12 protein-coding genes are annotated in these 12,424 nt (G+C 74.7%); 6 read left to right on the forward strand and 6 right to left on the reverse strand.

Annotated features, from left to right (window positions below; genetic code table 11):
* The first annotated feature begins 125 nt into the window (after positions 1–125).
* On the forward strand, positions 126–1,901 hold the full coding sequence (locus tag IEZ07_RS12400) for an asparagine synthase-related protein (protein WP_191894877.1): 1,776 nt from the start codon (positions 126–128) through the stop codon (positions 1,899–1,901).
* 164 nt (positions 1,902–2,065) lie between these two features.
* Here IEZ07_RS12400 and IEZ07_RS12405 read toward each other — a convergent pair whose 3' ends face one another.
* Positions 2,066–2,545: a rhodanese-like domain-containing protein gene (locus tag IEZ07_RS12405; protein WP_191894878.1), complete on the reverse strand. Its 480-nt coding sequence runs from the start codon at positions 2,543–2,545 to the stop codon at positions 2,066–2,068.
* Positions 2,546–2,615: 70 nt separating this feature from the next.
* Between IEZ07_RS12405 and IEZ07_RS12410 the strand changes: the two genes are divergently transcribed.
* Complete coding sequence (locus tag IEZ07_RS12410) at positions 2,616–3,602, forward strand: helix-turn-helix domain-containing protein (protein WP_191894879.1); 987 nt, start codon at positions 2,616–2,618, stop codon at positions 3,600–3,602.
* On the opposite strand, the gene IEZ07_RS12415 is transcribed toward IEZ07_RS12410, so the two are convergent.
* Positions 3,567–4,046 (reverse strand): MerR family transcriptional regulator, encoded by a 480-nt coding sequence (locus IEZ07_RS12415; protein WP_191894880.1) that lies wholly within the window; start codon positions 4,044–4,046, stop codon positions 3,567–3,569. The genes IEZ07_RS12410 and IEZ07_RS12415 overlap by 36 nt on opposite strands.
* A gap of 58 nt (positions 4,047–4,104) precedes the next feature.
* On the opposite strand from IEZ07_RS12415, the gene IEZ07_RS12420 reads away from it, so the two are divergent.
* Both IEZ07_RS12420 and IEZ07_RS12425 read left to right on the forward strand, forming a co-directional pair.
* Entirely contained in the window at positions 4,105–4,659 is a 555-nt protein-coding gene (locus tag IEZ07_RS12420; protein ID WP_191894881.1) for a class I SAM-dependent methyltransferase, read from the forward strand.
* Between the two features lie 70 nt (positions 4,660–4,729).
* A complete protein-coding gene (locus IEZ07_RS12425; protein WP_191894882.1) occupies positions 4,730–5,992 on the forward strand; it encodes a serpin family protein in 1,263 nt (420 codons plus the stop codon).
* Positions 5,993–6,142: 150 nt separating this feature from the next.
* Here IEZ07_RS12425 and IEZ07_RS12430 read toward each other — a convergent pair whose 3' ends face one another.
* The 3 genes from IEZ07_RS12430 to IEZ07_RS12440 form a co-directional block, all read right to left on the reverse strand.
* Entirely contained in the window at positions 6,143–6,976 is an 834-nt protein-coding gene (locus tag IEZ07_RS12430) for an SCO6745 family protein (RefSeq protein ID WP_191894883.1), read from the reverse strand.
* A gap of 108 nt (positions 6,977–7,084) precedes the next feature.
* Positions 7,085–7,825 (reverse strand): SAM-dependent methyltransferase, encoded by a 741-nt coding sequence (locus tag IEZ07_RS12435; RefSeq protein ID WP_239319785.1) that lies wholly within the window; start codon positions 7,823–7,825, stop codon positions 7,085–7,087.
* 108 nt (positions 7,826–7,933) lie between these two features.
* Positions 7,934–8,863 (reverse strand): diacylglycerol/lipid kinase family protein, encoded by a 930-nt coding sequence (locus IEZ07_RS12440; protein WP_191894884.1) that lies wholly within the window; start codon positions 8,861–8,863, stop codon positions 7,934–7,936.
* 353 nt (positions 8,864–9,216) lie between these two features.
* Between IEZ07_RS12440 and IEZ07_RS12445 the strand changes: the two genes are divergently transcribed.
* Positions 9,217–10,725, forward strand: a complete 1,509-nt coding sequence (locus tag IEZ07_RS12445) for an alpha/beta hydrolase family protein (protein ID WP_239319783.1) — start codon at positions 9,217–9,219, stop codon at positions 10,723–10,725.
* Here IEZ07_RS12445 and IEZ07_RS12450 read toward each other — a convergent pair.
* On the reverse strand, positions 10,713–11,687 hold the full coding sequence (locus IEZ07_RS12450) for a VOC family protein (protein ID WP_191894886.1): 975 nt from the start codon (positions 11,685–11,687) through the stop codon (positions 10,713–10,715). The genes IEZ07_RS12445 and IEZ07_RS12450 overlap by 13 nt on opposite strands.
* 102 nt (positions 11,688–11,789) lie before the next feature.
* Here IEZ07_RS12450 and IEZ07_RS12455 point away from each other — a divergent pair, with 102 nt between their 5' ends.
* Entirely contained in the window at positions 11,790–12,395 is a 606-nt protein-coding gene (locus IEZ07_RS12455) for a TetR family transcriptional regulator (protein ID WP_191894887.1), read from the forward strand.
* Positions 12,396–12,424: the final 29 nt, after the last annotated feature.

The raw sequence follows: 12,424 nt of genomic DNA on the forward strand, positions 1-12,424 counted from the left end.
CGGCCCGGGTCCCGCGCACCGGACCCGCCGCCCGGACGGTCGCACGCGAAAGCATCCGTTCACGGCGCCCGGCGTTCCCCGAAGCGCGGGTTGTCGCAGAAAAACACGACATATGATCCAGGACCATGCGCGTGTATCTCGGACTGGCGGCCAAGGACCCCAAGGCGGGCGTCCCCGATTCGGTGCTGCACACCGTCAGAGGCGCGATCGACGCCGCGTTCCCGGTCCCGCCGGAGGTCATCAGGGCCCGCGAGTGGCACCGCCCCGGCGTCTCCCTGTTCGCCTGGACCAACGAGCCCGACGACTCCCGCCGCCCCGAGCTCCTGTTCACCGAGCCCGACCGGGTGACCGGCGTCAACGGCCACCTGGCCGAACCACGGGACGTCGAACGGCTCGCGCACGTTCCCGAGCTGCGCACCGACGCCGTCGGCGGGTGCTTCTCGGTGTTCCGGGCGGCCCCCGGCGAGCTCTCCGCGGCCACCGCGATCAACCGGGTCTGCCCGGTCTTCCACGCCGAGACCCCCGATCTGCACGTGGTCGGCAGCCGTGCCCTCCTGGTCCACCTGGCCTGCGGCGGCGACCGGGTCGAGTGGGACGTGCCCGCGCTGCAGACGATGATCCGCCAGGGCTTCTTCCTCTCCGACGAGACGCCCTACGCGGGGGTCTCCGCGCTGCCGCCGTCGTCGACGGTCACCGTCCGGGACGGCCGCCGTACGGTCGCCTCGGTCCCGCTCCCGGTGGCCGGGCCCGCGCCCGCCTCGGGCAGGCGGCGCAGGGCCCTCGTCGGGGAGCTGGCCGAGGCGCTGCTGGCGACCGTGGCGCCGCTGCGCGAGGCGGGCGAGCCGGTGAACCTGGCGCTGACCGGCGGCCGGGACACCCGTGTGCTGGCGGCCCTGCTGCACGCCGCGAAGGTGCCGTTCCGGGCCACGACGAACGGGCTCGACGACCACCCGGACGTGGTCCTCGCCCGGCGGATCGCCCACGAGCTCGGAGTCGGGCACACCGTGATCCCGCCGGCCCGCGCCGAGAAGAAGGACGCGGTCCTGGTGGAGCACCCGCTGGCGCGGACCTACGAGACACTGCGCACCTGCGAGGGCATGACCTCGGCCTACGAGTCGATCGTGACCTACCTGCCCTACAGTGCCAAGCCGACCATGTCGGGGCAGAGCGGTGAGACCCTGCGCGCCGGGAGCCTGCTGCTGCTCCAGAGCGACCTGAGCGACAAGGCCCTGCGCAGGCGGATCGACACCACCTTCTTCGCCAAGGACGTCGCGCTCTTCACCGACGAGGCCAACGAGCACGCCCGCGCCCTCGCGAAGCCCTGGCAGGAGCGGCCGGACGCCATGGAGGCGCTCGACCACATGTACGTCTGGTACAAGGTCGGCCGCTGGCAGGCGAGCGCCCGGGCGGGCTCGCTGCGCCGGGGCGACCCGGTACGGCCGTTCCTCGACAACCGGGTGGTCCGGGCGGCGCTCGCCCTGGACCAGTCGTGGCGGCTCTCGGAGGAGGTCATCCACGAGCTGATCGTGACGTTCGCACCCCGGCTGCGGCACGTGCCGATCGAGGGCAAGCCGTGGCGGTTCACCGAGGGCCGGAAGTACCGTCCGTGGCAGCGCAGGCCCGGGTTCCTGACCGCGCCGAAGACCGGGGGCGGCTGGAGCTGGCGGACCAGCCCGGGCGAGGCGCTCAGCGCCGTGCTCCGCGACCACGTCCTGGCCCACCTCGACCTGCTGGCCCCCATCGTCAGGCCCGACGAGGTCCGCAGGCTCTTCGCCGACCCGGTCGTGAAGAAGCCGGGTACGGCCTGGCACCTCTACACGGTCGCCACCATGCTGAGCGGCGCCTACCCGGGCAAGGAACCTGAAGGGCTGGAGCCGATCCGCGTTCCGATCCCGTCCTGAGGTTCCGATCCCGTCCCGAGCACGGCGGGCCGCCCTCCTGGACGATCCCGTCCCGAGCACGGCGGGCCGTCTCCGACGGGGACGGGCCCACCGTACCGGGGACGGTGGGCCCGTCCCCGTCGGAGACGGCCCGCCCGGCCGTACCCGGCCCGGCGGCCGAGAGGTCAGCAGGCGCAGGCGACGCCGGAGACCGGCGCGGTCAGCGGGTCGGCCGGGCGGCGGGAGACCCCGTCGGCGGTCTCGACCGGGAAGCCCTCCCGGGCCCAGTACTCGAAGCCGCCCAGCATTTCCTTGACCGGGTGGCCGAGCCGGGCGAACTCCAGGGCCGCGCGGGTGGCGCCGTTGCATCCGGGGCCCCAGCAGTAGGTGACCACGGTCGCCCCGGCGGGCACCACCTCGGCGGCGCGGGCGGCGATCTCGGCGGTGGGCAGGTGGACGGCCCCCTGGACGTGCCCCTGCTCCCAGCTCTCCAGGCTGCGGGAGTCGACCACGACGATGCCGGGCACGCCGGAGGCCAGGTCGGCGGCGACGTCGGACACGTCGGTCTCGAACGCCAGGCGCGCGGCGAAGTGGGCGAGGGCCGCGGCGTTCGCGGCGGCGGGGACCGCGGTGACTGCGGACGTGGGGAAGGTGACTGCGGACATGGGGAAATGGTGCCGCGTCCCGCACCGTGCCACCAGTGGCGTGAACGCCGTCCATCGCTAAGATCTCGCCATGGTGCTTCCCCTCCCGTCCCCGGTCCCGCGCGGCGCGCGCCGCACCGTCTCCGTGCTGGCCTTCGACGGCATGGCCCCCTTCGAGCTGGGGTGCGTCGTGGAGATCTTCGGGCTCCCCCGGCCCGAGCTGGACGTGCCCTGGTACGAGCTGGCGGTCTGCGCGGAGAGTCCGGCGGACCTGCGGGTGGCGGGCGGGCTCACCATGCGGGCCCCGCACGGGCTGGAGGCGTTCGCCGCGGCGGACACGGTGATCGTCCCGGGGGTGCCGGACGTGCGGGGCGAGGTCTCCCCCGGCGTGGTGGCGGCCCTGCGGGCGGCGCGCGACCGGGGCGCGCGGGTCGTCTCGATCTGTTCGGGGGCGTTCGCGCTGGCCGCCGCCGGCCTGCTGGACGGGCGGGAGGCGACGACCCACTGGAGGTACGCCGAGCTGCTCCAGCGGAGGTTCCCCTCGGTCCGGGTGAACCCGGACGTGCTCTACGTGGACGGCGGCGACGTGCTGACCAGCGCGGGCAGCGCGGCCGGGCTGGACCTGCTGGTCCACCTCGTGCGCAGGGACCACGGCGCGGGCGTGGCCAACGCGGTCGCGCGCCGGCTGGTCATCCCGCCGCACCGGGACGGCGGGCAGGCCCAGTTCGTGCAGGCGGCGGTCGCCCCCGTGGAGGACGACGACGCGGTGGCCCGCGCGATGGACTGGGCCCTGAGCCACCTCTCCGGCCCCATCACGGTCGCCGACCTGGCCGAGGCCGCACGCGTGTCGCCGCGCACCTTCATCAGGCGCTTCGGCCGCCAGACCGGGACCAGCCCGCTGCGCTGGGTCGTCTCCCAGCGGATCGCGGCCAGCCTGCCCCTGCTGGAGTCCACCTCCGTCCCGGTCGAGGAGGTCGCCGCCGCGGTCGGCTTCGACAGCCCGGTCACCTTCCGCCACCACTTCACCCGGGCGATGCGCACCTCACCGTCGGCCTACCGCCGCGCCTTCGGCGCCTGAGGAGTCCGCGGCGACCGGCCGGCCGGTCGAAGCCCGGGGCGTCCGGACCCGGTCGGCCCCGAGCATCCGCTGAAACTCCGGGCACTCGAAGAAGTCCTCCGCCGGGCACTCCATCACGTGCCCGATCATCTCCATGGACGAGCGGATGCGCTCCATCCGGAGCGCGAGGGCGGCCCGGTGCCGCGCGAGGACCTCGCGTCTGCCCGCGCCGTCGCCCGCGGCCAGCAGGTCGCGGATCTGCTCCAGTGAGGCCCCCGCCTCCTTGGCCCGCACGATCAGCGCGACCCGGGCGTCGTCCTGCGGGCCGTAGCGGCGGCGGCCGTTGCCTTGCCGCGCCGGACTGAGCAGGCCCACCGCCTCCCAGTGGCGCAGGACGTGCGCGGCCAGGCCGTACCGGGCCGCCAGCTCGCCGATCTCGACCGTCTCTCCGGAGCTTGACTTCATGTTCACATGAACATGCAGGGTGGGACCGGAAGTCAACCCCGAGAGGAAGTGTTCTCCGATGTCCACCTTCGAAGGCCGGGACGCCGAGCGGTACGACCGGCGGGCGGGCCGCCTGAACCGCTCCCTGTTCCGCAGGATCTGCCGGGACGTCGCCGCCGCCGTGCCCCGGGACGGCGCCGTCCTCGACGCGGGGACCGGCTCCGGCCACCTGCTCCTCGAACTCGCCCGGCTCCGCCCGGACCTCCGGCTGACCGGCGTGGACCTGTCGGGGGACATGATCTCGATCGGCCGCCGCCGGGTGCGCGAGGCCGGGCTGGAGGACCGGATCGCCCTGGAGGCGGCCGACGTCGCGGACCTGCCCTGCCCGGACGGCGGCTTCGACCTCGTCGTCTCGACGCTGAGCATGCACCACTGGGACCGGGTGGACCGCGCCGTGGCGGAGTTCGCCCGGGTGCTGAAGCCCGAGGGGGCCCTGTGGATCTACGACTTCCGGTTCGTCTCCGCCGGGAGGCTGGCGGAGGCCGTGCGGAGGGACTTCCCCGGCCGGCCGATGCGGCGCACCCTGGTCCGCGCGCTGCTGCCGTTCCCGCTCTTCGCCGGATACGCCGTCTGACCGCGGGACCGTGGCCGGGTCCCGGTTCCCGTCCGTGAACCGCTCCGGTGCCCGGGACGTCTCTGAAGGCATGTACCGTCGCCTGTTCACCGCCCTGCTGGCCGTCGCCGCCCTCGCGGCGTGCGGCCCGCCCGGGTCCCGCCTGGTCACTGCGGAGGGAGTGGAGCGCAACCTCTACGCCGGACCGGGGCCGGGCCCGCCGGTGGCGAACCTGCGCCCCGGCCTGGCGGCGTTCGGCCACGCACTGTTCACCGCCGCCGCCGAGCCCGGCGTCAACACGGTGCTGTCCCCGCTGGGCATCGCGCACGCGTACGGCATGGCGCGGGCGGGCGCGGATCCCGCGACCGGGGCCGAGCTGGACGAGGTCTTCGGTTTCCCGTCTGAGGGGCCCCACGCGGCGTTCAACACGTTGTCGCGGGTGATCGCCACGACCGATGAGGCCCCTCCCCCGCCTGACCGGGACGCCCCGCGCGACGCTCAGGAGACCGGGGCGTCGCCGCCGGTCGTCAGGCTCGCCTCCGGGCTCTTCGTCCAGGACGGCCTGGACGTCGGGGCGGAGTTCCTGCACACGCTCGCCGCCGAGTACGGCACCGGCGCACACCAGGTGGACTTCTCCTCGGACGGCGCCGAGGCGATCAACGCCTGGGCCGAGGAGCAGACCGCCGGGCGGATCAAGAAGGTGTTCGACCGGCCGGACCCCCGCACCAGGCTGGTGATCGCGAACGCGCTCTATCTGAAGGCCGACTGGGCCGTCCCGTTCACCGCCCCGCCGGAGGAGGCCGCCGCCTTCACCCGCGCCGACGGCAGGGTGGTCCGCACGGACCTGATGCGGGTGGAGGCCGAGCTCCCCTACGCCAGCGGACCGGGCTGGCAGGCCGTCGAGCTCGCCTACGCCGGGAGCGAGCTGGCCATGTGGGTCGTCCTGCCGGACGAGGGCGGCTCCGTCGGCGACCGGCTCGCCCCCGAGGCGCTCGCCGAGCTGGGCGGGCGGCTGGAGACGACCCGGGTCGGCGTCGCCCTGCCCCGATGGGACTTCTCCACCTCTCTGGACCTGAAGGAGCCGCTGGAGCGGCTCGGTCTGAGGAACACCGGCTACTCCGGCATCGCCGACGACCTCTTCCTGGACCGGGCGGCGCACACGGCGAACATCACCGTGGACGAGTGGGGTACCGAGGCCGCCGCCGTGACCGGCCTGGCGTTCCCCGCCGCCGCTCCGCCGCCCGCGGAGGCCGTCTTCCGCGCCGACCGGCCGTTCGCCTTCGCGATCGTCCACCGGCCGACGCTGGTCCCGCTCTTCCTGGGCCAGGTCACCGACCCGTCCGCGACCGGCTGACCCGCCCGGTCACGACCGGCTGACCGACCCGTCCGCGGCCGGTCCACCGGCCCTGGCGGGATCCGGCCGGTCGTGCCGAGGCGACCGGTCATGACGGCGGGCGGGCGCGGGCAGGCCAGTCGGCGGGCGCGGGCGGACCGGTCGGCGGCGTCAGCCGCCGATGCTGAGCAGGCCCGCATCGACCACCCGGCGGCCGAAGGCCCTGGCCAGCTCGGCCAGGCGGGCGAGCTCGTCGTCGGAGAGCGCGGCGTAGGCGGGCAGGGCCAGTTCGTCGGTGCGGTCCTCGACGCGCTGCCGCAGGGCCCGTCCCTCCCGGGTGAGCTCGTCTCCGGCCAGCAGCCCGCGCTCGCGTAGCGACTCCTCCGCCGCCAGCCACTCCTCCGCGGGCCAGGCCCGGCTGACCTTCAGGAAGACCGTCGGCATGGTCCCGGTGGCGCCGTGCAGCACCAGGGCCTCCAGCGGCCCGATCCCCTCGGCGAGCAGGGCCGCGACGTGCCCGTCGCCGCGGAACTCGCGCAGCAGGGTCTGGGCGTGCCACAGCTCCAGCAGCGGATCGGACGGCCACGGCAACGTGGCGTGCGCGGCGAACAGCGCCCGGCCCTGGGGGTGCTCGCAGGCGCGCTCCGCGGCCCGCCTGGCCAGCGCGGTCGTCTCGGCGAGGCCGGGCACCTCGTGGACCCCGCCCCGGCGCAGCGCGGCGTCGGCGGCCTCGTAGCGCGCCTCGATCATCTGCGCCGGGGTCACGACGTCCCAGGCGGCCGGGAGCGCCTTGCGCACGAGCCCGGGGTGGAAGTTGTAGAAGGTCGCGATGACCAGCTCCGGCGAGGCGGCGCCGAACGCGGCCGAGCGGGAGGCGAAGTACCCCGCCTGGGCGTCGAGCCCCAGGGCGGCGTAGCGCTCGGCGGCCTCGGGGACGAAGTAGATCATCCCGTGGACGGGCTCCAGGCGGCGCCAGGACTGCCGGGCGAGCTGGACGTCGGTCATCGTGCCTCCAGGAGTCGGCGGAGCAGGCCGTTCCGGCCGGGGTCACACGGGCACACCCCTGGACCGACCGGCCGGTATGCAGAACCTATTCCTACTCGCCGGTAACCGTCAACGGCGGCGCAGCACGAAGACGCCCCATCCGAGGTAACGCCTGCCGTACTCGACGTGGGAACGGCGGGCCCGCTCCAGGAACCCGCGCATCTCCGCGGCGTCGGGATCCTCGGGGTTGGCGCGGAGCCAGTCGCTCATCGTCCACCACTGGCTCGCCGCGTAGCGGTCCCAGCTGTCGCCGTCGGCCAGGACCATCTCCAGCACCTCCGTCCCGGCCGCCTCGAAGCGGTCGAACGTCCCGGTCAGCGAGGTGAAGTCGTCCGGCCCGAAGCCGAACGCCTCGTGCGCCCCCGCGGGCGGCTCCTCGGTCCAGTACGGCTCGCCGACGAGGAGGATCCCGTCCTCCGCGAGCGCGGGGAGCATGAGCTTGACCGTGCCCTCCAGGCCTCCCCCGATCCAGGTCGCCCCCAGGCACGACACGACGTCGTAGGAGCCCGGCTCGGCCCGGTAGGCGCCGGCGTCCCCCCGCTCGAACCGCACCCGGCCGGCCACCCCGAGCTCCACCGCCCGTTCGTGCGCCGCGTCCAGGAAGACCTCGCTGATGTCGACGCCCGTGCCCTCGATCCCGTGCTCCAGGGACCAGCTGCAGAGCATCTCGCCCTTTCCGCAGCACAGGTCGAGCAGGCGCATGCCGTGGCGGAGCCGGGCGACCCTGCCGAGCAGCGCCAGCTTCTCCTCGGTGAACGGGTTCAGGACGCGGTGACCGCCCTCGGCGATCTCGTGGAAGCGAAGTGACATGCCCGCCATGCTGCCCGCTCGCGTCGCCGGGTCCAACCGGTTATCCACCGCCCGGCGCGTCCCCGCCCGGCACGCGGAGCCGGAGGACGGCCCGGCCGCGGACCGCGGTCACCCCGGCGCGTCCTGCGCCTCCGGCCCGTCCGGCTCGGGGACCCGCAGGGTGAGTCCGCCGGGCACGACCTCGGCCCTGAGCTCGGTGACCGTCCCCTTGGCGCCGCCGTCCAGCTCGTAGGCCATCGGCGCGCCGAGCTTGACGGTGATCTTCCTGGCCCGGGTCATGCGGACGAAGGGCGAGGAGTCGGAGCGGCTCACGCTCATCCGGCCGAGCGTGCGGGCCCACTGGATGGGCCCCTTGGCGGTGGTCACGCCGACCTCCAGCCAGCCGTCGTCCGGCCGCGCGTCGTCGAAGGCCTCGATGCCGCCGGTGATCGTGCCGACGTTGCCGAACAGCACGCAGCTCGCCTCGCCCTCGAACCACTTCGTCCCGTCGACCTTGATCTTCATCGGGACGAGCTCGCCCCGGACGTGCCGGAGGCCGGTCCAGAAGTAGGCCGCCCGGCCCATCCGGTCCTTCAGCCCCCGGTCGGCGTCTTTGATCATCTCCGCGTCGAAGCCCACACCGGCCATCACCGCGAAGTGCTCGCCGTTGACCTTGCCCAGGTCCAGCTTCCGGTCCCGGCCGTGGAAGGCGATCCGCACCGCCTCCGGCAGGTCCTCGGGGATGCCGAGGTTCCCGGCGAACATGTTGGCCGTACCGGCCGGGATGATGCCGACGGTCACCTTCGACCCCGCGGCCGCGTCCACGCACCGCTGCACCATGCCGTCGCCGCCCCACACCAGGAGCAGCCGAGCGCCCTCCTTGAGCGCCTTCCGCACCTTCTTCGGCGCCTTCTTGCTCTTGGGCACCTCGTACCAGAGGAGCTCCTCCACGCCTTCGTCGGCGAGGAGCCTGCGCAGCTCGTCCAGTCCTCCGCCGAGCGACTTCCTCCGGTGGGCGACCACCGCAACCGTGCCGACCTGGGGCCGCTTGCGCAGCATGGCCGCCTCCTGTTGGTAACCGTCATCGGGACGGCCGACGGCTGCCCGGATCCGGAAGATCCAAACCTCTGCGCGTCCCGGACCGGCGGCCGCGTGGGGGGACGGGGAGTGGGCGGGCGGCGGGCCCGCTCCCGGACCGGGGGCACCGGCGGCATCCGATACGACCCGGGTCGCAGACCGCCCGCGCGATACGACCCGGGTCGCAGACCGCCCGCGCGATACGACCCGGGTCGCAGACCGCCCGCGCGATACGACCCGGGTCGCAGACCGCCCGCGCGGTGCTACCCGGGTGGCAGACGGCTCCCGCCCCACGGCCGATGTGCCGGCGCCGTCCTCTCGCCGACGATGGCCGGATGACCGAGATGATCGCGGGACCCGGCATGTCCCCTTTGGAGCTCCTGGCCGTGCTGGCCGCGGTCGCCCTGGTGGCGGCCCCCTGGTCACCGGCCGGTGCCCGGCGGCCGCTCGTGCTCGCCGCCGCGGCGATCGCCGTGCCCGCCGGAGCGTTGCTGGTCGTGCTCGGGCTGCGCTGGCAGCTGGTGCCGGTGCTCGCGGGCGCCGCGCTCGCGCTCCCGTCCGCCGTCCTCCCGCTGCTGCGGCGGCGTACCGGGCCGCCCCCGCGGCGCGCCCGGCGGTGGCCGGCCCTGCTGGGATCGGCGGCGTGCCTCGGCCTGGTCGCCGCGGGCGCGGGGGCGGCGTGGGCGCTGCCGGTACCGGTGTTCCCCGACCCGACGGGGCCGCACGAGGTCGGCACCGCCGTCGTGCAGTGGGACGACCCGGACCGCCCCGAGACGGCCACCCCCGATCCCGGTGACCGGCGCACGGTCGTGGTCCAGCTCTGGTATCCCGCGCAAAGAGGACCCGTGAGCACCGGGACGGCCGCCAAGGCGCAGTACCTGGGCCGCACCCCGCAGGAGGCGCGCACCGTCGCCCACGGCCTGGCCGGCTATCTCGGCGCGCCGGGCTTCCTGCTCGACGGGCTTCCGCGCGCCCGCACGAACGCGGTGCCCGGCGCGGCGGTGGCCCAGGGCGGCGGACGGTTCCCCCTCGTGCTGTTCTCCCCCGGGCTGGGCGGGGTGCGCACCCAGAACACCGCCTGGGCGGAGGAGCTGGCCGGCCGCGGTTACGTGGTCGCGGCCCTCGACCACCCCTACGACTCGGCCGCCGTCGTCCTCGCCGACGGCCGTACGGTCCGCACCCGGATCGCGGCCACCGGCGACGAGGCGGAGGACGCCAGGCGCTCGGCCCGCTGGACGGCGGTCCGGGCCGCCGACCTCCGCTTCGTCCTCACCCAGCTCGGCCGGGTCGACCGCGGTGAGATCCCCGGCCCCGCCCGGGGGATGACCGGCCGCCTCGACACCGGCCGGGCCGCGGCGACCGGGCACTCCCTGGGCGGGGCCGCCGCCCTGCAGGCCGCCCGGCAGGACCCGCGGTTCGCGGCCGTCATCGACCTGGACGGCTATCCCCACGGGCCCGCCTCACGGCCGCTGCGCCAGCCTGTGCTCGCCCTCACCCAGTCCGTCGGACCCGGCACCGACCCGGACTACATCCCCCGCCTCACCCGGGTCCTCGAGCTCGGCACCGCTCCGGGCTACCGGCTCACCGTCCCGGGCACCGCGCATCTCTCCTTCACCGACGCACCGCTCTACCTGCCGCCCGTGCCCTCGCTGGTCGGCTCCCTGGACCGCGCCTCGGGGCTGCGGATAACCGCCGGCGCCAGCGCCGCGTTCCTGGATCACACGCTCCGCGGCGCACCCGGCGACCTGGCCGGGCTCCTGTCGGCGTACGGCGAGCTCACCGTCCACCGTCCGGACGGCGGCCTCATGAGCCCCGCCGCGCGGAGGCCGCCTCAGTCGTCCTGACGGAAGCCGACCGCGGTGCCCAGGGCGGCGTCGGCGGGCACGAACATCTCCCCGGGGCCGGTCCGGATGATCGGGAGGCCGTTGCCGCGCAGGAGCCGCTCGGTGGAGGCGACGTCGGGCACCGACACCGTGTAGGCGACGAACGCCGGCAGGACCGCCGGACGTTCACCGGGCAGCAGGTCGGCGAGCGCCGACGCGGACACGACGGTGACGTTCGCCCGGTCGAAGCGCGCCACGCCCGGCGCCGTCCGGTCGCGGCGCATCCGGCCGAAGTAGGTGCCGTAGCGCCGCTCCAGCCCGGGCAGCTCCGAGTCGGCGACGCACAGCACGCATTCGCGCAGGCCGGTCGCACCATTGGGATGGCCGGCGTGCCGCCGGTCCCCGGGCACCTCGGCCCGGCCGTTCTCGGCGAACCCGATCCTGCCTTCCGGCACCCGCCCCGCGGGCAGGCCCGGATCGGAGATCTCGAGGTAGCGAGCGGGCTCCATCCTGGTCCCCGTCCCGGTCTCGACGGGCCGCTGGATGGCGTGCACGCCGCCGTGGCCGACGCCCCCGGCCGTCAGCCGCGCGGCGACGCCGTCGATGTCCGGCGTATCCGCGATCACGATGTGGAGCCCCTGAAAACGCCGGAGGAAGGACGTGATGTTCACGGCGGTGGCGCGGATCGCGGCCACCAGCCCCGGCAGCCTGTCATCGGGCACCTGCAGCGGGATCGGACGGGCCCCGCCCGGCACGCGACCGGTCTCGTCGAGGACGGCCACCAGCTCGATGAAGCCGCCGGGAAAGTACACATGGGCGTTGGCCACCCCGAAGGGCTCGGCGGGGCCTCCCGTCCTGCGCGGAAGAACGGGATAGGCGGGTGCCGACACCGTGAAGCCCAGCCGGCGGTACCGCTCCATCGCCTCGCCCATGTCCCGTACCACGTGGCCCACGTGATGCAGGCCGTCGACGTCGTCACCCATGGCGGGTCACCTCCGTTGCCAGGTGAGACTCTCCGATTAATCCGAGAGATCTCTCTCAATTGAGAGTGAACCATCATTTGCGAGTGCGGTAAAGTCCGATGCGTGGGTGACGACGGGCTGCGCGAACGGAAGAAGGCCAGGACCAGGGAGGCGATCCTGCGCGAAGCCTTCCGGCTCTTCAGGGAGCGCGGTTACGACGCCACCACCATCGAGCAGATCGCCGAGGCCGCCGAGATCTCCCCCGCCACCTTCTTCCGCTACTTCCCGGCGAAGGAGCACCTGGCCGCGCTCGATCGCTTCCCGCCCCTCATCGAGGCCCTGGCCGCCCAGCCGCCGGGCGCGCCGGTCACCGTGCTGCGCGGCGCGTTCCGCACGGCGTTCGCCGCCCTGTCCGCCGAGGAGATCGCCGCAGGGCACGCCCGCGAGGTGTTCGCAGCCACCGTGCCCGAGCTGCTCGCGGCCAACCTGCGCAGGAGCCCCGGCCTGATCCGCGAGGTTTGCGAGACCGTGGCGGACAGGGCCGGAAGCCCCGCGGACGACCCGCGGATACGGAACGCCGTCGGCGCCGTCTTCGGTGTCGTGGCCATGGTCTGGCTGCAGTGGGCACAGGACGCGCGCATGGACGGGCCCGCCGAGATCGACAGGGCACTGGCGCACCTGGAGACCGGCCTGGGCACCGTCGAGGCGCCGGTCCGGGCCGAGGGCTGAGCCGGCGCCCCGGTCGCCGCCCACGGCGA

The sequence above is a fragment of the Planomonospora parontospora genome (genome assembly GCA_014647935.1).
In the GTDB taxonomy this organism is placed as follows: Bacteria; Actinomycetota; Actinomycetes; order Streptosporangiales; family Streptosporangiaceae; genus Planomonospora; species Planomonospora parontospora.

Coding starts and splice junctions, on each gene's coding strand:
- IEZ07_RS12400 (WP_191894877.1), top strand. CDS start 126: ATGCGCGTGTATCTCGGACTGGCGGCCAAGGACCCCAAGGCGGGCGTC.
- IEZ07_RS12405 (WP_191894878.1), bottom strand. CDS start 2,545: ATGTCCGCAGTCACCTTCCCCACGTCCGCAGTCACCGCGGTCCCCGCC.
- IEZ07_RS12410 (WP_191894879.1), top strand. CDS start 2,616: ATGGTGCTTCCCCTCCCGTCCCCGGTCCCGCGCGGCGCGCGCCGCACC.
- IEZ07_RS12415 (WP_191894880.1), bottom strand. CDS start 4,046: ATGAAGTCAAGCTCCGGAGAGACGGTCGAGATCGGCGAGCTGGCGGCC.
- IEZ07_RS12420 (WP_191894881.1), top strand. CDS start 4,105: ATGTCCACCTTCGAAGGCCGGGACGCCGAGCGGTACGACCGGCGGGCG.
- IEZ07_RS12425 (WP_191894882.1), top strand. CDS start 4,730: ATGTACCGTCGCCTGTTCACCGCCCTGCTGGCCGTCGCCGCCCTCGCG.
- IEZ07_RS12430 (WP_191894883.1), bottom strand. CDS start 6,976: ATGACCGACGTCCAGCTCGCCCGGCAGTCCTGGCGCCGCCTGGAGCCC.
- IEZ07_RS12435 (WP_239319785.1), bottom strand. CDS start 7,825: ATGTCACTTCGCTTCCACGAGATCGCCGAGGGCGGTCACCGCGTCCTG.
- IEZ07_RS12440 (WP_191894884.1), bottom strand. CDS start 8,863: ATGCTGCGCAAGCGGCCCCAGGTCGGCACGGTTGCGGTGGTCGCCCAC.
- IEZ07_RS12445 (WP_239319783.1), top strand. CDS start 9,217: ATGACCGAGATGATCGCGGGACCCGGCATGTCCCCTTTGGAGCTCCTG.
- IEZ07_RS12450 (WP_191894886.1), bottom strand. CDS start 11,687: ATGGGTGACGACGTCGACGGCCTGCATCACGTGGGCCACGTGGTACGG.